Here is a 21,956-nt window from a genome sequence, read left to right as displayed (position 1 = left end):
CGACAACGTCTTTCATAACCTTTGGTTATTTGCAAACGTTTGCTCATAACCTAATTCCGTATCGTTCTATAGGGACGAAAAAGCCTAGCAGGTACCTCCACATTCGCCATTGAGGGTAATCACCCATCCTGGGCTTAAAGCATTTGGCTCCTAAGCTAATGCAAAAAAGTTATTTATTTTTAAATTCTTAGATCATTTAGTCTTCTCGTCATCCATCACATCGATCGCCTGACGAGAGGTCCACCATGATCCCGCACGCTCCGCTGCGCCTGTTTGCCGCCCTGACCCTCGCCAGCACCAGCTGGTTTGCCCAGGCTGCCGACCTGACCGTGGCCTACCAGACCACCGTCGACCCTGCCAAAGTGGCGCAGGTCGATGGCGACTACGAAAAAGCCAGCAAGGCCAGCATCGACTGGCGCAAATTCGATAATGGCGCCGACGTGATCACCGCCGTGGCCAGCGGTGATGTGCAGATCGGCTATCTGGGTTCCAGCCCGCTGGCCGCTGCTGCCACCCGCAAGCTGCCCGTAGAAACATTCCTCATCGCCACCCAGATTGGTGCCGGTGAAGCGTTGGTTGCCCGCGACAGTATCAAGACGCCGCAAGACCTGATCGGCAAGAAAGTCGCCGTACCGTTCGTGTCCACCGGCCACTACAGCCTGCTGGCCGCACTCAAAAGCTGGAATATCGACCCGTCCAAGGTACAGATCCTCAACCTGGCACCACCGGCCATCATTGCTGCCTGGAAACGTGGTGACATCGACGCCACCTACGTGTGGGACCCGGCCCTGGGCGTAGCCAAGGAAAACGGCAAGGTGCTGATCACTTCTGGCGAACTGGCCCAGAAAGGCGCCCCCACCTTCGATGCCTGGATCGTGCGCAAAGACTTCGCCGACAAGCACCCTGAGGTGGTCAAAGCCTTTGCCAAAGTCACGCTGGACGCCTACGCCGACTACCGCAAAGACCCGAAAGCCTGGCTGGCCGACAAAGGCAACGTCGACAAACTGGTGAAGCTCTCGGGCGCCAAGGCCAGCGATATCCCGGTGCTGCTGGAGGGCAACGTCTACCCGCTGGCCGCCGACCAGGCCAACGCCCTGGGCGCGCCGACCACCCAGGCACTGACCGACACGGCCAACTTCCTCAAGCAGCAAGGCAAGGTTGACGCCGTGCTGCCGGACTACTCGCCGTACGTCAGCGCCAAGTTCCTTCCAAACTGATCCGGAGCCCGTCATGGCCTTGCTTGAACTGGAGCGCATCAGCGCACAGTACCCTGGCGCCAGCACCCCGGTGCTGGCCGACATCAACCTGAGCCTGGGCCCGCGCCAGCTGCTGGTGGCCCTGGGGCCGTCCGGCAGCGGCAAGACCTCCCTGCTCAACCTGATCGCCGGCTTCGTCGCCCCCAGTGGCGGGCGAATCACCCTCGATGGCGTACCGGTACAAGGCCCGGGTGCAGAGCGCGGCGTAGTGTTCCAGGACGACGCCCTGCTGCCATGGCAGAACGTGCTGGGCAATGTCGCCTTCGGCCTCGAACTGGCTGGCGTGCCCCGCGCCCAGCGTGAAGCCAAGGCCCGTGAAATGCTCGCACTCGTCGACCTGGATGGCTTTGGCGAGCGGCGCATCTGGCAATTGTCCGGTGGCCAGAAGCAGCGCGTAGGCCTGGCCCGCGCACTGGCGGCCGACCCACGGGTGTTGTTGATGGATGAACCGTTCGGCGCCCTCGACGCCTTCACCCGCGAACAAATGCAGGAACTGCTGCTGCAGGTCTGGCAACGCACCGCCAAACCGGTTTTCCTGATTACCCACGACATTGAAGAAGCGGTGTTCCTCGCCAGCGAGCTGGTGCTACTGGCACCCAACCCGGGCCGCGTAGTGGAGCGCCTGCAACTGGACTTCGGCCAGCGCTATGCCGCTGGCGAATCGGCCCGGGCAATCAAATCCGACCCACGCTTCATCGAAACCCGCGAGCATGTGCTGGCGCGGGTGTTCTCCCAACGCCAAAGCCTGCAGGAGCGCGCATGAGCAGCCTGGACCTGCCGGTTGCCGGCAAGCACGACACCCAAACCCGGCCTGTTGCAACAGCACGCCGCCAACGCTCTACCCGCTGGATCAGTACCCTGACCCTGACCAGCCTGCTGCTGGTCTGGTGGCTGGTGACCGCCGCTGGCTGGATCGAGCCGCTGTTCCTGCCTTCGCCCGGCGACATCCTGGCCAAGGCCTGGACCCTGCTGACCCAAGGCTACATGGACGCCAGCCTGTGGCAGCACCTGGGCGCAAGCCTGGGCCGCATTGGCCTGGCGCTGGTTGCAGCGACCCTGACCGCGATCCCGGTGGGCATCGCCATCGGCTACAACCGCGTGGCCCGTGGCATCCTCGACCCGCTGATCGAGTTCTACCGGCCGATACCGCCGCTTGCATACCTGCCGCTGATCGTCATCTGGTGCGGCATCGGCGAGCTGTCGAAGGTGCTGCTGATTTACCTGGCGATCTTCGCCCCCATCGCCATCGCCACCGCCACCGGCGTGCGCACGGTCGACCCGGCCAAGCTGCGTGCGGCGCAGTCGCTGGGCGCCACCAAGGCCCAGCTGATCCGCCATGTGATCCTGCCCAGTGCGCTGCCCGACATCCTTACCGGCATCCGCATCGGCCTGGGGGTCGGCTGGTCGACCTTGGTGGCCGCCGAACTGATTGCTGCCACCAGCGGCCTGGGCTTCATGGTGCAGTCGGCGGCGCAGTTTTTGGTCACCGATGTGGTGGTGTTGGGCATCCTGCTGATCGCCCTGATCGCCTTCGCCCTGGAAATGGGCCTGCGTGCCCTGCAACGCAAACTGGTGCCCTGGCACGGGCAGAGCCACTGATTGCCGATTGACCACGCCGGCAACCCGGCGCCTAGAACGAGAAAAGACATGAGCCTGACCGTTACACCTCTCAGCCCGGCGCTGGGTGCGCAGATCAGCGGCGTAGACATCAGCCGCGATATCACCGCAGAAGAGCGCGACGCCATCGAACAGGCGCTGCTGCAGCATCAGGTGCTGTTCTTCCGCGACCAGCCGATCAACCCGGAACAGCAAGCGCGCTTTGCAGCCCGCTTCGGTGACCTGCACATTCACCCGATCTATCCCAACGTGCCCGAAACCCCGCAGGTGCTGGTGCTCGACACGGCAGTGACCGATGTGCGCGACAACGCCGTGTGGCACACCGACGTGACGTTCTTGCCGACCCCGGCACTGGGCGCGGTGCTCAGCGCCAAGCAATTGCCCGCTTACGGTGGCGATACGCTGTGGGCCAGCGGGATTGCCGCTTTCGAAGCCTTGTCGGCGCCGCTGCGTGCAATGCTCGATGGGCTGACCGCCACCCACGACTTCACCAAGTCGTTTCCGCTGGAGCGCTTTGGCACCACGCCGGAAGACCTGGCGCGCTGGGAAGCAACCCGGCGCAACAACCCGCCGCTGTCACACCCGGTGGTGCGCACTCACCCGGTTAGCGGGCGCAAGGCGCTGTTCGTCAATGAAGGGTTCACCACGCGTATCAATGAGCTGAGCGAGCTGGAAAGCGAGGCGCTGTTGAAGCTGCTGTTCGCCCATGCGACGCGGCCGGAGTTCAGCATTCGCTGGCGTTGGCAGGAGAATGACGTGGCGTTCTGGGACAACCGCGTGACCCAGCATTTTGCGGTGGATGACTACCGGCCGAACCGGCGGGTGATGCACCGGGCGACCATCCTGGGGGATGCGCCGTTCTGAACTTTGATGTGACCTGTACCGGCCTCTTCGCGGGCTTGTCCCGCGAAGAGGCCGGTGAAACCAACGACAACCTAGCGGACCAGATGCAGGTACTGCATGTGCCGTTCGTACTGGTCCAGAATGTCGTTGATGATCTGCTCCTTGCTGTAGCCCACCAGGTCATAGTTCTGGCTGCCTTCGCTCAGGTGAACCTCCGCCCGGTAATAACGGCGGTTCTTCAACTCCTGCGTACCCAGCCCACCCAAGGCGAACGACGGTGTGAAATACCCACGCATCTGCACCTGGTAAATGAACGGCTGCTCCTCGCCATGGCCAATCTTCAGGCTGACGTTGTCGTGGCTCGGGTCATCCTGGGTAATCAGCACCAGGCCCTTCTGCTCGAACACTTCACGGACCTCGGCAATCGCCGGGCGCACTACGTCGTCCATGAAGCGGTACACCTCATCACGCGACGGGAAATGCACGGCCTGGCTCAGGCGCTGGCGCCAGCCACCACGACCGCGACGTGACTGGGCGAACGGGGCCAGCGAGTGCATCTGCGCGATCTGCCGTTGCGACTCCAGGTAGAACGCCTTGTGCAGCCCCCACATCATGCACAAAAGAATCAGCGAGAACGGCAGCGAGGTCAGCACCACCGCCGACTTCAGCGAGTCGATGCTGCCCGCGAACAACAGCGCACTGGTGATCAGCGCGGTCATCGCGCCCCAGAAGATGCGCAGCCAGTTCGGCCCGTCCTCATCGGCTTCGCCCCCCTTGGCCGACAAGGTCGACAGCACCACGGTGCCCGAGTCGGCCGACGTGACGAAGAACACGAAGCTGATGAACACCGTGGTGGCGATCACCGCCTTGCTCCAGGGGTAGGTCTCCAGCAGCAGGTACAGGCTCATCGACGGGTCATCCAGTGCCGACTGGCCCAGTGCGGTCATGCCATGGTTGATCACCTGGTCCAGCGCGCTGTTGCCGAAGATCGACATCCACGCCAGGGTGAACCCCAACGGAATCAGCAGCACGCCAAAGACGAACTCGCGGATGGTACGGCCACGGGAGATACGGGCGATGAACAGGCCCACGAACGGTGCCCAGGCAATCCACCAGGCCCAGTAAAACACTGTCCAGCCGCCCAGCCAGTCACGGTTTTCACCGTAGGCATACACATCGAAGCTCTTGCGCGGCAAGGCGCCCAGGTAGTCACCCAGGTTCTGGATCAATGTGTTGAACAGGTGCTGGGTCGGCCCGGCGAACAGCACGAACAGCAGCAGTGCGCAGGCCAGGAACAGGTTGATGTCGCTCATCACCCGCACGCCCTTCTCCACCCCGGCAACGGCCACGGCTACCGCCGCGCCCATCATCAGGGTGATGAGGATAACCTGCACCCACTGGCTGTGGCTGATGCCGAACAGGTAGTCCAGGCCAGCGTTCAGGTGCAGCACGCCAAAGCCCATGTCGGCCCCCAGGCCGAACACCGTGGCGATGATGCCGAAGCCATCCACTGCGTAGCCGATCGGCCCGTTGATGCGCTTTCCGATCAGCGGGTACAGCGCCGAACGCAACGCCAGCGGCAGGTTGTGCCGGTAGGCGAAATAGGCCAGGGCCATGCCGACGAAGGCGAACACCCCCCAGCCATGCAGGCCCCAGTGCAGGAACAGAATCTGCATCGCCTGGCGCCCGGCCTCTGCCGTGCCCGCTTCGCCCTGGGGCGGCTGCAGCATGTGGGTGAGAGGTTCGGAAACACAGAAGAAGAACAACGTGATGCTGATACCGGCGGCAAACAGCATGCCGGCCCACGACAGGTAACTGAACTCGGGTTCGTCGTGGTCGGCACCGAGCTTGATCTTGCCGTAGCCGGACAAGGCGGTGACCACCACGAAGACCAGGTACAGCGTCATGGCCAGCATGTAGTACCAGCCGACCGTATTGGCCGCCCAGTTCTGCGCTGCCAGCAACCAGTCACCTGCCGCTTGCGGGTTGGAAATGACTACCAGGCCAAAAACGAGGATGAAACTTGCCGCAAAGTAGAACACCGGAGGGTTCATGCGGATTTTGCCATTGGCAATGGACGGGGTCGGTGCACTCATCGGGCGTGCACCTCGTCAAATGACGTAAGGTTCGGAATGAACGGGTTCAGCAAAGGAATCCTCCTGTTGAACACCGGCAGCGGACCAGCGTTTTTTCATTGAACAAGCGTTCAAGTTAAACATGGATCGGATTTCATTGCGAATTGGAGTGCTGATTGGTGCCTTCCTGTTCCGGCCTCTTCGCGGGCTTGCCCGCGAAGAGGCCGGAACAACCAATACAAATGCCAGATCAATTCTTGTCCTGGCAATCCAGCTGCAGGTTGGCCTGGGTAATGTTGCTTTCAGCCGGCACACTGCGGGTCAGCCACACATTGCCGCCAATGGTCGAACCTTTGCCGATGGTAATGCGCCCCAGCACCGTGGCCCCGGCATAGATCACCACATCGTCCTCGACAATCGGGTGCCGTGGCAGGCCTTTGTGCAGGGTTCCCGACTCATCGCTCGGGAAGCGCTTGGCGCCCAGGGTCACGGCCTGGTAGATGCGCACGCGCTCGCCGATGATCGCGGTTTCGCCAATCACCACACCGGTCCCGTGGTCGATGAAGAAGCTCGGGCCAATCTGCGCACCAGGGTGAATGTCGATACCGGTGGCCGAATGCGCCAGCTCCGAGCTGATCCGCGCCAACAGCGGCAAGCCGGCCTGGTACAGGTGGTGCGCCAGGCGGTGGTGGATGATCGCCAGGATACCCGGGTAGCACAGCAGCACTTCATCCACGCTACGCGCTGCCGGGTCGCCGTGGTAGGCGGCCAGCACGTCGGTGTCGAGCAGTACGCGCAGCTCCGGTAGCGCAGCTGCGAAACCCTGGATCAGGCTCAGCGCATGGGCGTCGACGCCAGCCAGCTCAGCCTTGCTTTGCCGTGCCGCATAGCGCAGTTCAAGGCGAGCCTGGGCAAGCAAGGCGGTCAGCGCGGCATCCAGGGTATGGCCGACATAGAAGTCTTCGCTTTCTTCGCGCAAATCGACTGGGCCCAGGCGCATGGGGAACAGCGCGCCGCACAGTTGCTCCAGAATCTGCCGCATCGCCTCGCGCGACGGCAACTCGCGCCCGCCCTGCTCGCCAATGCTGCGGCCATTACGGGTGCGCCATTGCTCACGGGCGCCGCGCAGGCCACTGACGATGCTCTGCAACTGCCAGTGCGCGGATGAAGGTTGTTCGCTCACGGTTTTCTCCTGCCGTATAGGCCATCTAATGGTGTCGCCAGGCCCGCGAAGAGGCCGGGCCTGCCTACATGCGATCCACTCTACGGCAAATCAGCCCCTTGGAAAAAACAACGCTTTATTCCATCCTGCGCTAAGTCAGGCATAAGCCGCGATGACGGCACCGGCATCCTCGCCTACCCTCAAAGCAGCCAGCTCCTGGCACAAATCAAAATGGAAATAACAAAATAATTTTTTAGTATTTCCTGGCCTAAGCAGCCAACCCTATAGTCGCCACCTCACTACTTACACAACAAGCGCGGGGCTCTGACATGTCGAAATTCGCCAAACCGCTACTCAACGCTACCCTGGCTGTTCTGCTGGGTGCCGGCCTGCTCAGCCAGGCCTTCGCGGGCGAGCAGCTGAAGACCATCCAGGAAAAAGGCGTGATCAACGTCGGCCTGGAAGGCACCTACCCACCGTTCAGCTTCCAGGACGAAAACGGCAAGCTGACCGGCTTCGAAGTGGAACTGTCCGAGTTGCTGGCCAAGGAGCTGGGGGTCAAGGCCAAGGTCCAGCCGACCAAATGGGACGGCATCCTCGCTGCGCTGGAGTCCAAGCGCCTGGACGTAGTCATCAACCAGGTGACCATTTCCGAAGAGCGCAAGAAGAAGTACGACTTCTCCGAGCCCTACACCATCTCCGGCATCCAGGCGCTGATCCTGAAGAAGAAGGCCGAGCAGTTGAACATCCACAAGGCCGCCGACCTGGCCGGCAAGAAAGTGGGCGTGGGCCTGGGCACCAACTACGAACAGTGGGTGAAACAAGACGTGCCGCAAGCCGATGTGCGCACCTATGAAGACGACCCGAGCAAGTTCGCCGACCTGCGTAACGGTCGCATCGACGCCATCCTGATCGACCGCCTGGCCGCACTGGAATACGCGCAAAAAGCCAAGGATACGGAGCTGGCCGGCGATGCGTTCTCCCGCCTGGAAAGTGGCGTAGCCCTGCGCAAGGGCGAGCCAGAGCTGCTCGATGCCATCAACAAGGCCATCGACAAGCTCAAGGCTGACGGCACGCTGGCCAAGCTGTCCGAGAAATACTTCGGTGCTGATGTCACCAAATGATCGCTGAAAGCCTGCAACTCGTTGTCGACTCCACGCCCTTCCTGCTGAAGGGCGCGGGTTATACGGTGCTGCTCAGCGTTGGCGGCATGTTCTTCGGCCTGGTGCTGGGCTTTGCCCTGGCGCTGATGCGTCTGTCGAAGATCTTGCCGCTGAACTGGCTGGCGCGGATCTACGTGTCGTTCTTTCGCGGCACGCCGCTGCTGGTGCAGCTGTTCGTGATCTATTTCGGCATGCCGCAGATCGGCATCGAACTCGACCCCATCCCCGCCTCGCTGATCGGCCTGTCGTTGAACATGGCGGCCTACATCTGCGAAATCCTGCGCGCAGCAATCTCCTCGATCGACCGCGGCCAGTGGGAAGCGGCCGCCAGCATCGGCATGACCCGCGTTCAGGCCATGCGCCGGGCGATCCTGCCGCAAGCCTTGCGCACTGCCCTGCCCCCCTTGGGCAACAGCTTCATTTCGCTGGTCAAGGACACCGCCCTGGCGGCCACCATCCAGGTGCCCGAACTGTTCCGCCAGGCGCAGCTGATTACCGCACGCACCTTCGAAGTGTTCACCATGTACGTGGCGGTCGCGGTCATCTACTGGGTGCTGTGCAGCATCCTTGCGCACTTCCAGAACCGCATGGAAGCGCGGGTCAACCAGCATGACCAGGAGCACTGAGCATGATTGAAGTCAAAGGCCTGACCAAGCGGTTCAAGGGCCAGACCGTGCTCAACGGTATCGACCTGACCGTACAGCCCGGCGAAGTGGTGGCCATCATTGGCCCCAGTGGCTCGGGCAAGACCACCTTCCTGCGCTGCCTCAACCTGCTGGAGACGCCCGACGCCGGGCAGATCAAGATCGGCGCTATCAGCATCGATGCCAACCGCCCCTTGGGCGGGCAGCAAAGTGCGATTCGCCGATTGCGCCAGCAAGCCGGGTTCGTGTTCCAGAACTTCAACCTGTTCCCGCACCGCACCGCGCTGGAGAACGTGATCGAGGGGCCGGTGATCGTCAAGAAGACGCCCCGCGAGCAAGCCATCGAGCTGGGTCGGCGCCTGCTGGCCAAGGTTGGCCTGGCAGGCAAGGAAGACGCCTACCCCCGGCGCCTGTCCGGGGGCCAGCAGCAACGAGTGGCGATCGCCCGTGCCCTGGCCATGGAGCCGGAGGTGATCCTGTTCGACGAACCCACCTCGGCACTGGACCCGGAGCTGGTGGGTGAAGTGCTGGCGACCATCCGCGGCCTGGCCGAGGAGAAGCGCACCATGATCATCGTTACGCACGAAATGAGCTTTGCCCGGGATGTGGCGAACCGGGTGATCTTCTTCGACAAGGGCGTGATCGTGGAGCAGGGGGAAGCCAAGGCACTGTTTGCGGCGCCAAAGGAAGAGCGTACCCGGCAGTTCTTGCGCAAGTTCCTGGGTACTGCCGCCTCCGAGTAAACCTGTTACGGCCTCTTCGCGGGTTTACCCGCGAAAGGGCCGGCACATCCGCTGTAAATCCCTCCTTCTATACATATTCCAAAGAGTTAGTTCATAAACTTTTTATAAAGCATTAGGGTATATAAACCGGACCACCGGACCAGCACATATCTGTCGCGATCAGCTGTAGCGGCACAACTTTTTTGTGAGGTCAGGAATGGTCAGGATCACAATCACCCCAGTGCGTAACGCCAGGGCATTGAGTGCAGCCAAGGAGCGGTACTGATGTCCAGCCAGCCAAACACCCAATTCCACAGCGATCTCGACAGCTCGCCCTTGCTGCTGCCGGCCAAAGTTCTGCGCAACGACGCCGAAGCCTTGCAAGCGGCCCGCGAACTGGCTGAGGTCGCCCGCGAGCAGGCCGCACGCCGCGACCAGCAACGCAAACTGCCTTGGGCCGAGATCGAACTGTTCACCCGCAGCGGCCTGGGCAGCATCAGCGTACCCAAGGCCCACGGCGGCCCCGACGTGTCGTTCGAAACCGTTGCCGAAGTGTTCCGCGTGATCAGCGCCGCCGACCCGGCTCTGGGGCAGATCCCGCAGAACCAGTTCGGCATGCTGCAACTGATTCGCCTGACAGCCACCGAGGCGCAACAGGCGCTGATCTTCCGCAGCGTGCTCGACGGTTGGCGCATCGGCAATGCCGGCCCCGAACGCGGCACCAAAGACACCCTCACCCTCAAGGCCCGGATCACTCGCGCTGGCGACAGCTATCGCATCAGCGGCGAGAAGTTCTATTCCACCGGCGCCCTGTTCGCCCACTGGGTGGCCGTCAAGGCACTGGACGACGAGGGCCGCCAGCGCCTGGCGTTCGTGCGCCGCGGCAGCCCGGGGTTGCGCATCGTCGATGACTGGTCCGGGTTTGGCCAACGTACCACCGCCAGCGGCACCGTGCTGCTCGACCAGGTGCCGGTCGACGTGGAGCTGGTGATCGACAACTGGCGCCAGCGTGAGATCCCTAACATCCAGGGTGCGGCGTCACAGCTGATCCAGGCGGCAATTGATGCCGGCATCGCTGAAGCAGCGATTGATGATGCGATCACCTTCGTGCGCGAAAAGTCTCGCCCGTGGATCGAAGCCAACGTGGACCGCGCCAGCGACGACCCGTATGTAATCGCCGACATCGGCCGCCTGAAGCTTGAGCTACACGCCGCCGAAGCCCTGCTGAGCAAGGCTGCGCGGGTACTGGACGAGGTCAATGCCGCGCCAATCGACGCAGCCAGTGCGGCGCGAGCCTCGATTGCCGTGGCAGAGGCCAAGGTGCTGACCACCGAGATTGCCCTACAGGCTAGCGAAAAGCTGTTCGAGCTGGCCGGCAGCCGCGCCACCCTTGCCGAATTCAACCTCGACCGCCACTGGCGCAATGCCCGGGTGCATACCCTGCATGACCCGGTGCGCTGGAAGTACCACGCGGTGGGCGCGTACCACCTCAACGGCACCCTGCCTGCGCGGCATTCCTGGATCTGATTTGCTGCCTTTGGGGCCGCTGCGCAGCCCTTCGCGGGCGAGCCCGCGAAGGGCTGCGCAGCGGCCCCCGGAGAACACCATGACTACAAATATCATCACCAGCGACACCGAAGCCCTGGCAGTCGCCGAAGACATCGCCCAGCAACTGCGCCGCGACAGCGCCCTGCGCGACCGCGAACGCCGCCTGCCACACGCCGAACTGGAGCTGTTCACCCGCTCCGGCCTGTGGGCGATCAGCGTACCCAAGGCCTTCGGCGGCGCTGGCGTGGCCAACGTCACCCTGGCCAAGGTCATCGCCCGTATCGCCCAGGCCGACGGCTCGCTCGGGCAAATCCCGCAAAACCACTTCTACGGCCTGGAAGTACTACGGGTAAACGGTACACCCGAGCAGCAGCAACGCCTGTACGCCGAAGTACTGGCCGGCAGGCGTTTCGGCAACGCCCTGGCCGAGCTGGGCACCAAGACCGCCAACGAGCGCACCACTCGCCTGAGCCGTGATGGTGACGGTTTCCGCATAAACGGCCGCAAGTTCTATTCGACTGGCGCCATTTATGCCCAGCGCATCCCGACTTCGGTCGTTGATGACCAAGGCGTACAGCAACTGGCCTTCGTCCCGGCCGACAGCCAGGGCCTGCAAGTGATCGACGACTGGAGCGGTTTCGGCCAACGCACTACCGGCAGTGGCTCGGTGGTGTTCGACAACGTGTACGTCAGCGCTGCCGACGTCGTGCCGTTCCAGAGCGCCTTCGAGCGCCCTACTCCGGTCGGCCCGCTGGCGCAGATCCTTCATGCCGCCATCGACACCGGCATCGCCCGCGCCGCTTATGAAGATGCCCTGCACTTCGTGCGTACCCGCAGCCGCCCGTGGGTCGATTCCGGGCTGGACAAGGCCACCGATGACCCGCTGACACTCAAAAGCTTCGGCCACCTGGCCATCCGCCTGCACGCCGCCGAGGCCCTGCTGGAACGCGCCGGTGAATACCTCGACCGCGCCCGCGACGACAGCACCGCCGACAATGTGGCCGCCGCCTCCATCGCCGTGGCCGAAGCACGGGCCATCAGCACCGAGATTTCCCTTGCCGCCGGTACCGCCCTGTTCGAACTGGGCGGCAGCCAGGCCACCCTGTCCGAACACAACCTCGACCGACACTGGCGCAACGCTCGCGTGCACACCCTGCACGACCCGGTGCGCTGGAAGTACCACGCCATCGGCAACTACTACCTCAACGATGCCAACCCGCCACGCCGGGGGACTATCTGATGGCCAAGCAGCTCCTGCTCAATGCCTTCAACATGAACTGCATCGGGCACATCAACCACGGCCTGTGGACCCACCCACGGGACACCTCGACCCAGTACAAGACCCTGGACTACTGGACCAACCTGGCACGCCTGCTGGAACGCGGCCTGTTCGATGGGCTGTTCATTGCCGACATCGTGGGTACCTACGACATCTACGGCCAGTCGCTGGACGTCACCCTCAAGGAGTCGATCCAGCTGCCGGTCAACGACCCGCTGCTGCTAGTCTCGGCCATGGCAGCAGTTACCCGCCACCTGGGTTTCGGCCTTACCGCCAACCTCACCTACGAGGCGCCGTACCTGTTCGCCCGCCGCCTGTCCACCCTCGACCACCTGAGCAATGGCCGGGTGGGCTGGAACATCGTCACCGGCTACCTCGACAGCGCCGCCCGGGCCATGGGCCTGGCGCAACAACCGGAGCATGACCGCCGCTACGACCAGGCCGACGAATACCTGCAGGTGCTGTACAAGCTGCTGGAAGGCAGCTGGGCCGACGATGCGGTGGTCGCCGACCGCCAGCAGCGCGTGTACGCCCAGCCCGACAAGGTGCGCAAAGTCAGCCACCACGGCGAGTTCTACAACGTCGAGGGCTATCACCTGAGCGAACCCTCGCCACAGCGCACGCCGGTGCTGTTCCAGGCCGGCAGCTCGCAGCGCGGCCTGGCCTTTGCCGGCAGCCACGCCGAATGCGTGTTCATCAGTGGCCAGGACAAAGCGGCCACACGCGCCCAGGTCGACAAGGTACGCGCCGCTGCGCAAGCGGCCGGCCGCGACCCGCAGGCAATCAAGGTGTTCATGGGGATCACGGTAATCGTCGCAGCCACCGAGCAAGAGGCCCAGGCCAAGCATGCCGAGTACTTGCGCCATGCAAGCCCTGAAGCCGGCGTCGCGCACTTCGCTGCATCCACCGGCATAGACTTTGCGGCCTATGAACTGGATGAGCCAATCGGCTTCAGCCAGGGCAACGCCATTCAGTCCGCCACGCGCCAGTTACAAGACAACGCCTGGACCCGCCGCCGTCTGCTTGAGCAGCACGCCCTCGGTGGCCGCTACGTAACCTTGGTCGGCGCACCCGAACAGGTGGCCGATCAGTTGATCGCATGGATTGATGAAACCGGCCTGGACGGTTTCAACCTGACCCGTACCGTCACCCCGGAAAGCTTCGAAGACTTCATCGACCTGGTCATCCCGCAACTGCAGCGGCGTGGCCGCTACAAGACGGCCTACGCCGAAGGCACCCTGCGCGAGAAGCTGTTCCAGTCCGACCACCCGCACTTGCCCGCCGATCACCCTGGTTCGGCCTATCGTTTTGTCCCTTCCCCTGCCCCGACTGGAGTCCCGCACCATGCTTGAGAAACTGTTCCGGCCCGTCGCGGCCATTGCCCTCACCCTTGGCCTGTCCGCCCACGCCCTGGCAGCCGACCCACTGAAGATCGGCACCACCTCGGCCTTTGCGATACCGCTGGAAGCCGCCGTGGAAGAAGCGCACAAACAAGGCCTGGAAGTGAAGCTGATCGAGTTCAGCGACTGGATCGCACCCAACGTCAGCCTCAACAGCGGCGACATCGACGTGAACTACTTCCAGCACATCCCGTTCCTGGAAAACGCCAAGGCAGCTGCTGGCTTCAACCTGGTGCCTTATGCACCGGGCATCATCAACAACGTTGGCCTGTACTCGAAAAAGTACAAAAGCTTTGCCGAGCTGCCTGAAGGCGCCAGCGTGGCCATTGCCAACGACCCGATCAACAGCGGCCGTGGCCTGCAACTGCTGGCCAAGGCCGGGCTGATTACCCTCAAGCCGGGCGTTGGCTACAAGGCCACCGAGGACGACATCGTCGCCAACCCGAAAAAACTGAAAATCCTTCAGGTCGAGGCAGTTCAGCTGGTCCGCGCTTACGATGACGCCGACCTGGTGCAGGGGTACCCGGCCTACATCCGCCTGGCCAACAGCTTCGACGCAGGCTCTGCGCTGCTGTTCGACGGCCTGGAGAACAAGGAATACGTGATCCAGTTCGTCATTCGCCCACAGAGCAAGGACGACCCGCGCCTGGCCAAGTTCGTCGACATCTACCAGCACTCGCCAGCCGTGCGTGCAGCGCTCGACAAAGCCCACGGCAAGCTCTACCAGGCCGGCTGGGAAGGCTGACATGAGCCAGGCCAGCGCGCTCAGGGCGCCTACCCCCCAACCATTGCCGCCAACGGTCAAGGAACAGGCCCTGCGCCCGGAGGTCAATGAAGCCCATGTGCGCTTCATCGGCCTGGGCAAGACCTACCCTGGCCAGGCACAACCGGCCTTGCAAGGCATCGACCTGAACATCCGTCATGGCGAGATCTTCGGCATCATCGGCCGCAGCGGGGCCGGCAAGTCATCGCTGCTGCGCACCATCAACCGGCTGGAGCAACCCAGCCAGGGCCGGGTGCTGATCGATCAGGTGGACATCGCCCCCTTCGACGAAGACCACCTGGTGGCGCTGCGTCGGCGCATCGGCATGATCTTCCAGCACTTCAACCTGATGTCGGCCAAAACCGTGTGGCAGAACGTCGAGCTGCCGTTGAAAGTGGCCGGTGTGGCCAAGGCCGAGCGCCAGCGCAAGGTGCGTGAACTGCTGGAGCTGGTTGGCCTGCAGGAAAAACACCACGTCTACCCGGCGCAGCTGTCCGGCGGGCAAAAGCAGCGCGTCGGTATTGCCCGGGCGCTGGTACACGACCCCGAGATTCTGCTGTGCGACGAGGCCACCTCCGCGCTGGACCCGGAAACCACGGCCTCGATCCTTGAGCTGCTGCGCGACATCAACCAGCGCCTGGGGCTGACCATCGTGCTGATCACCCACGAAATGGCCGTGATCCGCGATATCTGCCACCGGGTGGTGGTGCTCGAGCGTGGCGAAGTGGTCGAACAGGGCGAGGTCTGGCGGGTGTTCGGTTCGCCTCGCCACGAGGTCACCCGCACCTTGCTTGCACCACTGCAGGCCAGGCTGCCTGCCGCGCTGCAAGCCAGCCTGCAAGCCAGCCCGGCGAGCCGCGACAGTGCCGTGGTGTTGAAACTGACGGTGCTGGGCGAACCTGAACTGTCTGCCCTGTTCAACGAACTGGGTGGGCGTGTGCGCTTGCTGCAGGGCGGCGTGGAGACCATTGGCGAACATGTCTTGGGCCAGCTGATCCTGTCGGTGCGGCACTCGCCGCATGACACTCATCAATTACTGGAGCGCGCCCGCCGCTGGGCCGAGGACGTGGAGGTACTGGGCCATGTGGTTTGATCGCCTGCTGGAAGGTTTGCTCGATACCCTGTTGATGGTCGGCGTATCGTCACTGATCGCCCTGCTGGTAGGGGTACCGATGGCGGTGCTGCTGGTCACCAGCGACAAAGGTGGCATCTTCGAAGCACCGCTGCTAAATCGCGTGTTGGGCGCCTTCGTCAACCTGTTCCGCTCGATCCCGTTCCTGATCCTGATGGTCGCGCTGATTCCCTTCACCCGCCTGGTGGTAGGCACCACTTACGGCGTATGGGCGGCGGTGGTGCCGCTGACCATTGCCGCCACCCCGTTCTTCGCGCGGATTGCCGAGGTCAGCCTGCGCGAAGTGGATCATGGCCTGGTGGAAGCTGCGCAGGCCATGGGCTGCCGACGCTGGCACATCGTCTGGCATGTGCTCTTGCCTGAGGCGCTGCCCGGCATTGTCGGCGGCTTCACCATTACCCTGGTAACCCTGATCAACTCTTCGGCCATGGCCGGCGCGATTGGTGCGGGGGGGTTGGGGGATATTGCCTACCGGTATGGCTACCAGCGTTTCGACAGCCAGATCATGCTGACCGTGATCGCCATGCTGGTGGCGTTGGTGGCGTTGATCCAGCTGGGCGGGGACCGCTTGGCGAAGGGTTTGAACAAGCGTTGAATGCCGGGGCCGCCTTGCGGCCCCGGCAATCTCAATCCCAGCGAAGATCCCCAGCCGGTACCGGCCGCCCGAACCAGTAGCCCTGCCCCAGCTGACACTGCTCTTGCAGCAAGAAGCTGGCCTGCTCTGCCAGCTCGATGCCCTCGGCATGCACCTGCATACCCATGCTGTGGGCCAGGGCGATGATCACCCGCACGATCGCGATGTCGTCTTCATCGTGCGGCAAACCGGCCACGAAGCCCTGGTCGATTTTCAGCTTCTGCACCGGCAAACGCTTGAGCCGCAGCAGCGACGAATACCCGGTGCCAAAGTCATCGATGGCCAAGGTCACCCCCAGCTCACGCAACCGGTGCAACTGCTCCAGTGCCACTTCCGGGTCTTCCATCACCGCGCTTTCGGTTACTTCGAGCTCCAGCATGGCCGGGGCCAGGCCCGTCTCGTGCAGCACTTCGGCCACTTGCCGGTACAACTCGTGCTGGCCAAACAGGCGGCTGGAGATGTTTACCGCCACGAACGCCAGCTGCCGGCCTTCAGCCTGCCACTGCACCATTTGTCGGCAGGCCTGGCGCAGCACCCAGGTGTCGATCTCGGCAATCAGCCCCGTGCGCTCGGCAATCGGGATGAACTCGCCCGGCGGCACCAGGCCGCGCTGGGGGTGCTGCCAGCGCACCAGCGCTTCGACCCCGACTTGTCGGCCTGAAGCCAGGTCATGTACCGGCTGGAAGTACACCCGCAGCTCATCCTGCTCCAGGGCCCGGCGCAGATCACCGGCGGTCTCTACCCGGTGCTGGGCATGGGCGGTCAGCTCTTCGGTATACAGCGCATAGCACGCCCGCCCGTTGCTCTTGGCTTTGAACAGCGCCGAATCGGCATTGCGCAGCAGTTGTTCGGCACTCAACGCATCGCTGGGGAACAGGCTGATGCCCGCACTGACACTGATGAACAGGCGATGGCCATCGAACTGGAACGGCTCGCGCATACGCTCGATGATGCACTGCGCCAGCTTGCCCGCCTGGCCGACCTGCTGGCAGTTCTCCGCCAGCACGCCAAATTCGTCGCCACCCAGGCGCGCCAAGGTCACGCCTGCACCCAGTACCTCCCCCAGGCGCTCGCCCACCAGCTTCAGCAACTGGTCACCGATGGTGTGGCCCAGGCCATCGTTGATGCTCTGAAAGTGGTCCAGGTCCAGCAGCAACAGGGCACAACCGCGCTTGTTGGCCTGGGCCGCCGCCAAGGCCTGCTCGACGCGGTCGGTGAACAGCAGGCGGTTGGGCAGGCCGGTCAACGGGTCGTGGTGGGCCAGGTAGGCCAGTTCCTGCTCCGAATGCTTGATTGCGCTGATGTCACTGAATACCGCCACGTAATGGCTCAGTTCACCATCGTCGCCGCGAATGGCGCGAATGGTCTGCCATTGCGGGTAGATTTCGCCGCTTTTGCGCCGGTTCCAGATTTCCCCGCTCCATTCGCCCTTATCGGCCAGCGTGGCGAAGATCTGCTCGTAGAACGGCAACCCATGGCGGCCTGATTTGAACTTGTTCGGGCGCTGCCCGATGACCTCATCCTGTTGGTAGCCTGTGATGCGCATGAACGCGCGGTTGACGTGCACGATCAGGCCGTGGCGGTCCGTGACCAGCACCCCTTCGAGTGTGCTGTCGAACACCGCAGCCGCCATGCGCAGCCGTTCCCGGTCTTCACAACGCAAGCGGGCACCACGGCCGATGAAGTTCAGCAGGCGCACCCGCGACACGTAAATCAGCAAGGCACTGAACAGCACCCACAGCACCACGTTGATCTGCCGCCCCACGGTCAATGCAAGGGGATCGTCAGTCATGCCGTGCAGCACCACCTCGGCCAGCACCAGCCAGAGGATCGAGAGCACCACATACAGCGCAGCCATGCGCAAGGCGTCGCGAACGGAAACAGACATGTCGGGTGGGATAGCCCATCAGAAATAATGGGGCAGTATAAAGGCTGAAACATGTCGTGACCTCCTATCTGAACGGGTGACTGGTTTTATTTCCCTCCCGAGGGATAATCAGCCCCTCCTCCTGCATTCCGAGGGTTTTTACACCTATGTGGTACAACGGCCTGCTCGACTTGTCGGCCTGGCAACTGGTCGGCATCACTCTGTTGATGACCCATGTGACCATTGTCAGCGTCACGGTCTACCTGCATCGCTACTCCGCGCACCGGGCCCTGGAGCTCAACGGCGCGCTCAAGCACTTCTTCCGCTTCTGGCTGTGGCTGACCACGGCGCAGAACACACGCGAGTGGACCGCCGTCCATCGCAAACACCACGCCAAATGCGAAACCCCCGACGACCCGCACAGCCCTGTTCACAAAGGCCTGAGCACGGTATTGCGCAAGGGCGCCGAGCTGTACCGGGAAGAGGCGCGCAACCCCGAAACCCTGCGCATTTATGGCAAGAACTGCCCGGAGGACTGGATCGAGCGCAACCTCTATTCGCGCTACAAGCTGGGCGGCATTGCACTGATGGCCGTCATCGACCTGCTGCTGTTCGGCACCATCGGTATCACCATCTGGGCCGTGCAGATGATGTGGATTCCGTTCTGGGCGGCCGGCGTGGTCAACGGCCTGGGCCACGCACTGGGCTATCGCAACTTCGAATGCCGCGACGCTGCCACCAACCTGGTGCCATGGGGCATCGTCATTGGGGGTGAAGAACTGCACAACAACCACCACACCTACCCCAACTCGGCCAAGCTGTCGGTCAAGCGCTGGGAGTTCGACATGGGCTGGGCCTGGATACGCCTGTTCTGCCTGTTGCGCCTGGCCAAGGTGCAGCGTGTGGCGCCGATCGCTCACCGGGTGGCGGGCAAGGCCAGCCTGGACATGGACACCGCCATGGCCATCCTCAACAACCGCTTCCAGATCATGGCGCAGTACCGCAAGCTGGTGATCGGCCCGCTGGTCAAGCAGGAGCTGGCCCGGGTAGACGCGTCGGTAAGTCACCACTTCCGCCGCGCCAAGCGCCTGCTGTCGCGTGAAACCAGCCTGCTGGAAGACCGCCACCACATGCGCATCGAGTCCATGCTTGCGCACAGCCAGGCGCTGAAGACCATTTACGAAAAACGCCTGGCCCTGCAGCAGATCTGGGCGCGCACCAGCGCCAACGGGCACGACATGCTAGCGGCCATGAAGGACTGGGTACACGAAGCCGAAACCAGCGGCATTCATGCCCTGCGCGACTTCGCAGCGCAGCTGAAAACCTATTCCCTACGCCCCTCCGGCGCCTGACCGCCGTTAGTCGGCATGCCCCCTTTCGGGGCATGCCGTTCGGAACTTCGCCCCCTCGCCACCACTCAAAATCGCACATCGCCCGCGTGGCGGGCAGGATGCTGGCCGCACGCTTTCAAGTCGAGACCCGATTCGTGCACATGGCCAAGAACATCCCCACGATCCTGCCCGGCACTCCGCCTCCTGAAGCCGCCCAGACCCTGCTGGCCTTGCTCCACGCCCAAGGCGAAGTCGCCCGCCTGAGCGAACGCGAGCAACTGTTCAGTTCACTGCTCGACAGTGTCAATGCGGTGCTCTGGGCCTTCGACTGGGAAACCCGCCAGGTGCTGTACGTAAGCCCCGCCTACGAGCGAATCTTCGGCCGCCCGGTCAGCCTGGTGCTGGCCGACTACAACGAATGGCGCGACAGCATCTACCCCGACGACCTGGAGTACGCCGAGCGCAGCCTGGCCCAGGTGCTGCTCAAAGGTTCGGTGGAAGACCGCGAATACCGCATTCTCAATGCCGACGGTCAACTGCGCTGGCTAAGTGACAAGTGCTACATCAACCAGCAGCACGACGGCGACCGGGTGATCATTGTCGGCATCGCCGAAGACATCACTGAAAAGAAGCAGCTTGAAGGCGAGTTGCAACGCCTGGCCACCACCGACGTGCTGACTCAAAGCAGTAACCGTCGGCACTTCTTCGAGTGCGCCCAGCGAGCCTTTGACAGCGCCCGCGAAGACGGCACACCGTTGGCCTTTTTGCTGCTCGATATCGATGATTTCAAGCGCATCAACGACAGCTACGGTCACCAGGAAGGCGATCAGGTGCTACAACGCATCGCCGACAGCGGCAAGGCCGTGCTACGCCGTGGCGACCTGTTCGGGCGTATTGGTGGTGAGGAATTCGCGGCGGTGTTCCCGGGTTGCAATGCCCAGGCGGCAGAACAGATTGCCGAACGCTTGCAGCGGGCGATTCAGCGTTTGAGCTTTAGCCATGAAGAGCAGGTGTACGGGGTGACAGTGAGCCAGGGGCTAACTGCGCTAACGGATGAAGATGTGACGCTGGATAGCCTGTATGCCCGGGCCGATGCGGCAATGTACCAGGCCAAACGGCAGGGCAAGAACCAGATCGTCTGCGGCTAGCCTTTGGGGGCGCTTTGCGGCCCCTAGTCCTCAGCTGGAAACTTCCGCCTCAGCCAAAGGCGGCTCTTCCTGTGGCTTCACATCCGGATTCTCCACTTTGCGCAGGCGGCTCAACTCCGGCAAACCCAGCTTGAGCAACCGCGCGGTCTTGCCACTGGCCACCTTCTCCATCCCCTGCTCGGCCGGCAGCCGTGACAACTGCCCAGCCAGGTTCATGGCCAGAATCTCCCGCGAATAGACACCACCGCCAAGCTGGTAAATGGCCGCGATCAACTCCCGCAGCGTCAACGGCAAGCGCCAGCGGGTACGCAGCGCCGAGCCGAACGCCGCACCAAATTCGTCAAGCGACAGCTGCACCGAGTCCTCGTCCAGCTCGCCGCCGGCCAGGCGCCACTCCTGTAGGCAGCGCAACACCGCCAAGTCACCCAGGCAATGCAGCAAACCCGCGCAATAGCAACGCCCTTCGTCCAGTTCGAGCATGCGCGCCAAGGTACGGCCATATTCGGCAGTGTGCAGCGACAGGTCCCAGTAACGGGCGGCATGTTCCGCCAGCAACGGGTCGCTGAGGCGTGCGCTGCGCTTGAGGGTCATGCCCAGGATCAGGTTCATGCTCTGGGTACTGCCAAGCTTGTTCAAGGCCTGCAGCAACGTTTGTACCGGGGCGTCACGGTGCAGCGCGGCGCTGTTGGCGGCGGCAATCAACACGGCGGTAACCTGAGGGTCGTTACGCACTTCCTCTTCGAGCACCTTCAGGTTCAGGCCCTGGGGGTTGAGCGCTCGCTTGATCGCCACCTGCACATCGGCCAACAGCGGCCCACCATCGGCGGTAGCACGGCGCTGCTCAAGGTAAGCGGGAAGGCTAGCGCCAGCCTGCAAGGCCGGCACCGGGCAGGCGATTTCTTCGCCAACGGCCACCAGCAGCTCTTCCAGGCGCTTGCGCAGGTTGTCCAGGTTCAGTGGTTTGCTCAGGTAGGCGGTGGGGTGCAGAGGCAACACCTCGCGCACACTGGCGCTGTCGCTGCGGTTGCTCATGAGGATGAACGGCAAGCCCGGCCCTTTGGCGCGGACCTTGCGCAGCAGGTCCAGGCCGTCGACACCGGCCAGCTCGCGGGCGGCGATGATCAGGTCAGGCTTGTTGGCCAACAGGTTGAGTGCCTGCGAGCCGTCGGCGCATACCTGCAGCCGGGCATCACAACGCACGCTGAGCAGCATCTCGCTGAGCATGTCACGTACCCAGGGATCACCCTCGACAATCAGTACGTGTGGTGCGGTGGGGTTTGCAGCGCTCATCGCCAACAGCTCCTGATTAGCCTGACACACAGTCCGTCGCAGCTTCCAAAGCAAATCCTCCGCTAACGATAGCGCCCCAGGG

19 protein-coding genes are annotated in these 21,956 nt (G+C 63.1%); 15 read left to right on the top strand and 4 right to left on the bottom strand.

Annotated elements, in window-relative coordinates; all coding sequences use genetic code 11:
• Positions 1 to 245: 245 nt before the first annotated feature.
• From tauA to tauD, 4 genes are read left to right on the top strand one after another with little or no spacing between them, the layout of a single operon-like run.
• The gene (gene tauA / locus FHW75_RS21405; RefSeq protein WP_016714452.1) at positions 246 to 1,217 is read left to right on the top strand and encodes a taurine ABC transporter substrate-binding protein; all 972 of its coding nucleotides are present in this window, start codon (positions 246 to 248) and stop codon (positions 1,215 to 1,217) included.
• A gap of 13 nt (positions 1,218 to 1,230) precedes the next feature.
• On the top strand, positions 1,231 to 2,019 hold the full coding sequence (tauB, locus tag FHW75_RS21400) for a taurine ABC transporter ATP-binding subunit (protein WP_019096905.1): 789 nt from the start codon (positions 1,231 to 1,233) through the stop codon (positions 2,017 to 2,019).
• The gene (gene tauC, locus FHW75_RS21395; RefSeq protein ID WP_016714450.1) at positions 2,016 to 2,855 is read left to right on the top strand and encodes a taurine ABC transporter permease TauC; all 840 of its coding nucleotides are present in this window, start codon (positions 2,016 to 2,018) and stop codon (positions 2,853 to 2,855) included. Before tauB ends, tauC begins: the two co-directional genes overlap by 4 nt.
• Before the next feature lie 48 nt (positions 2,856 to 2,903).
• Positions 2,904 to 3,737, top strand: coding sequence for a taurine dioxygenase (gene tauD / locus FHW75_RS21390; protein ID WP_025754082.1), 834 nt, complete (start codon positions 2,904 to 2,906; stop codon positions 3,735 to 3,737).
• A 71-nt stretch (positions 3,738 to 3,808) separates the two neighbouring features.
• Here tauD and betT read toward each other — a convergent pair whose 3' ends face one another.
• Positions 3,809 to 5,770 carry a choline transporter BetT gene (gene betT / locus FHW75_RS21385; protein WP_162998291.1) on the bottom strand — a complete coding sequence of 654 codons (1,962 nt, stop codon included), beginning with the start codon at positions 5,768 to 5,770 and terminating at the stop codon, positions 3,809 to 3,811.
• Between the two features lie 271 nt (positions 5,771 to 6,041).
• Positions 6,042 to 6,974: a serine O-acetyltransferase EpsC gene (gene epsC / locus FHW75_RS21380; RefSeq protein ID WP_016714447.1), complete on the bottom strand. Its 933-nt coding sequence runs from the start codon at positions 6,972 to 6,974 to the stop codon at positions 6,042 to 6,044.
• A 308-nt stretch (positions 6,975 to 7,282) separates the two neighbouring features.
• On the opposite strand from epsC, the gene tcyJ reads away from it, so the two are divergent.
• The 9 genes from tcyJ to FHW75_RS21335 all read left to right on the top strand — a co-directional run bounded on the left by tcyJ (position 7,283) and on the right by FHW75_RS21335 (position 16,199).
• A complete protein-coding gene (gene tcyJ / locus FHW75_RS21375) occupies positions 7,283 to 8,077 on the top strand; it encodes a cystine ABC transporter substrate-binding protein (protein WP_019096907.1) in 795 nt (264 codons plus the stop codon).
• Positions 8,074 to 8,742: a cystine ABC transporter permease gene (gene tcyL, locus FHW75_RS21370; protein ID WP_016714445.1), complete on the top strand. Its 669-nt coding sequence runs from the start codon at positions 8,074 to 8,076 to the stop codon at positions 8,740 to 8,742. Before tcyJ ends, tcyL begins: the two co-directional genes overlap by 4 nt.
• 2 nt (positions 8,743 to 8,744) lie before the next feature.
• Entirely contained in the window at positions 8,745 to 9,503 is a 759-nt protein-coding gene (gene tcyN / locus FHW75_RS21365) for an L-cystine ABC transporter ATP-binding protein TcyN (protein WP_019096908.1), read from the top strand.
• A gap of 264 nt (positions 9,504 to 9,767) precedes the next feature.
• Entirely contained in the window at positions 9,768 to 11,009 is a 1,242-nt protein-coding gene (locus FHW75_RS21360; RefSeq protein ID WP_019096909.1) for an SfnB family sulfur acquisition oxidoreductase, read from the top strand.
• A gap of 79 nt (positions 11,010 to 11,088) precedes the next feature.
• Positions 11,089 to 12,270 (top strand): SfnB family sulfur acquisition oxidoreductase, encoded by a 1,182-nt coding sequence (locus tag FHW75_RS21355; protein WP_183674506.1) that lies wholly within the window; start codon positions 11,089 to 11,091, stop codon positions 12,268 to 12,270.
• Positions 12,270 to 13,661 (top strand): LLM class flavin-dependent oxidoreductase, encoded by a 1,392-nt coding sequence (locus FHW75_RS21350; RefSeq protein ID WP_019096484.1) that lies wholly within the window; start codon positions 12,270 to 12,272, stop codon positions 13,659 to 13,661. The genes FHW75_RS21355 and FHW75_RS21350 overlap by 1 nt, the downstream gene beginning before the upstream one ends.
• Positions 13,654 to 14,454, top strand: coding sequence for a MetQ/NlpA family ABC transporter substrate-binding protein (locus FHW75_RS21345; RefSeq protein ID WP_019096485.1), 801 nt, complete (start codon positions 13,654 to 13,656; stop codon positions 14,452 to 14,454). The genes FHW75_RS21350 and FHW75_RS21345 overlap by 8 nt, the downstream gene beginning before the upstream one ends.
• 1 nt (position 14,455) lies before the next feature.
• Complete coding sequence (locus tag FHW75_RS21340; RefSeq protein WP_019096486.1) at positions 14,456 to 15,565, top strand: methionine ABC transporter ATP-binding protein; 1,110 nt, start codon at positions 14,456 to 14,458, stop codon at positions 15,563 to 15,565.
• Positions 15,555 to 16,199 (top strand): methionine ABC transporter permease, encoded by a 645-nt coding sequence (locus FHW75_RS21335; RefSeq protein WP_008096606.1) that lies wholly within the window; start codon positions 15,555 to 15,557, stop codon positions 16,197 to 16,199. Before FHW75_RS21340 ends, FHW75_RS21335 begins: the two co-directional genes overlap by 11 nt.
• 31 nt (positions 16,200 to 16,230) lie before the next feature.
• On the opposite strand, the gene dibA is transcribed toward FHW75_RS21335, so the two are convergent.
• The gene (dibA, locus tag FHW75_RS21330; protein ID WP_025754087.1) at positions 16,231 to 18,126 is read right to left on the bottom strand and encodes a phosphodiesterase DibA; all 1,896 of its coding nucleotides are present in this window, start codon (positions 18,124 to 18,126) and stop codon (positions 16,231 to 16,233) included.
• Positions 18,127 to 18,272: 146 nt separating this feature from the next.
• Between dibA and desA the strand changes: the two genes are divergently transcribed.
• Positions 18,273 to 19,457 carry a delta-9 fatty acid desaturase DesA gene (gene desA / locus FHW75_RS21325; protein WP_019096488.1) on the top strand — a complete coding sequence of 395 codons (1,185 nt, stop codon included), beginning with the start codon at positions 18,273 to 18,275 and terminating at the stop codon, positions 19,455 to 19,457.
• A gap of 98 nt (positions 19,458 to 19,555) precedes the next feature.
• Complete coding sequence (locus FHW75_RS21320) at positions 19,556 to 20,584, top strand: sensor domain-containing diguanylate cyclase (protein WP_016714437.1); 1,029 nt, start codon at positions 19,556 to 19,558, stop codon at positions 20,582 to 20,584.
• A gap of 30 nt (positions 20,585 to 20,614) precedes the next feature.
• Here FHW75_RS21320 and FHW75_RS21315 read toward each other — a convergent pair whose 3' ends face one another.
• Positions 20,615 to 21,874, bottom strand: coding sequence for a response regulator (locus FHW75_RS21315; RefSeq protein ID WP_161751551.1), 1,260 nt, complete (start codon positions 21,872 to 21,874; stop codon positions 20,615 to 20,617).
• Between the last annotated feature and the right edge of the window lie 82 nt (positions 21,875 to 21,956).

Origin of the sequence: Pseudomonas sp. OG7 (assembly GCF_014192825.1) — a bacterium.
Lineage (GTDB): Bacteria > Pseudomonadota > Gammaproteobacteria > Pseudomonadales > Pseudomonadaceae > Aquipseudomonas > Aquipseudomonas monteilii.
The sequence above is the reverse complement of the archived record's forward strand: the minus strand, read 5'-3'. Positions and strand labels throughout refer to the sequence as shown.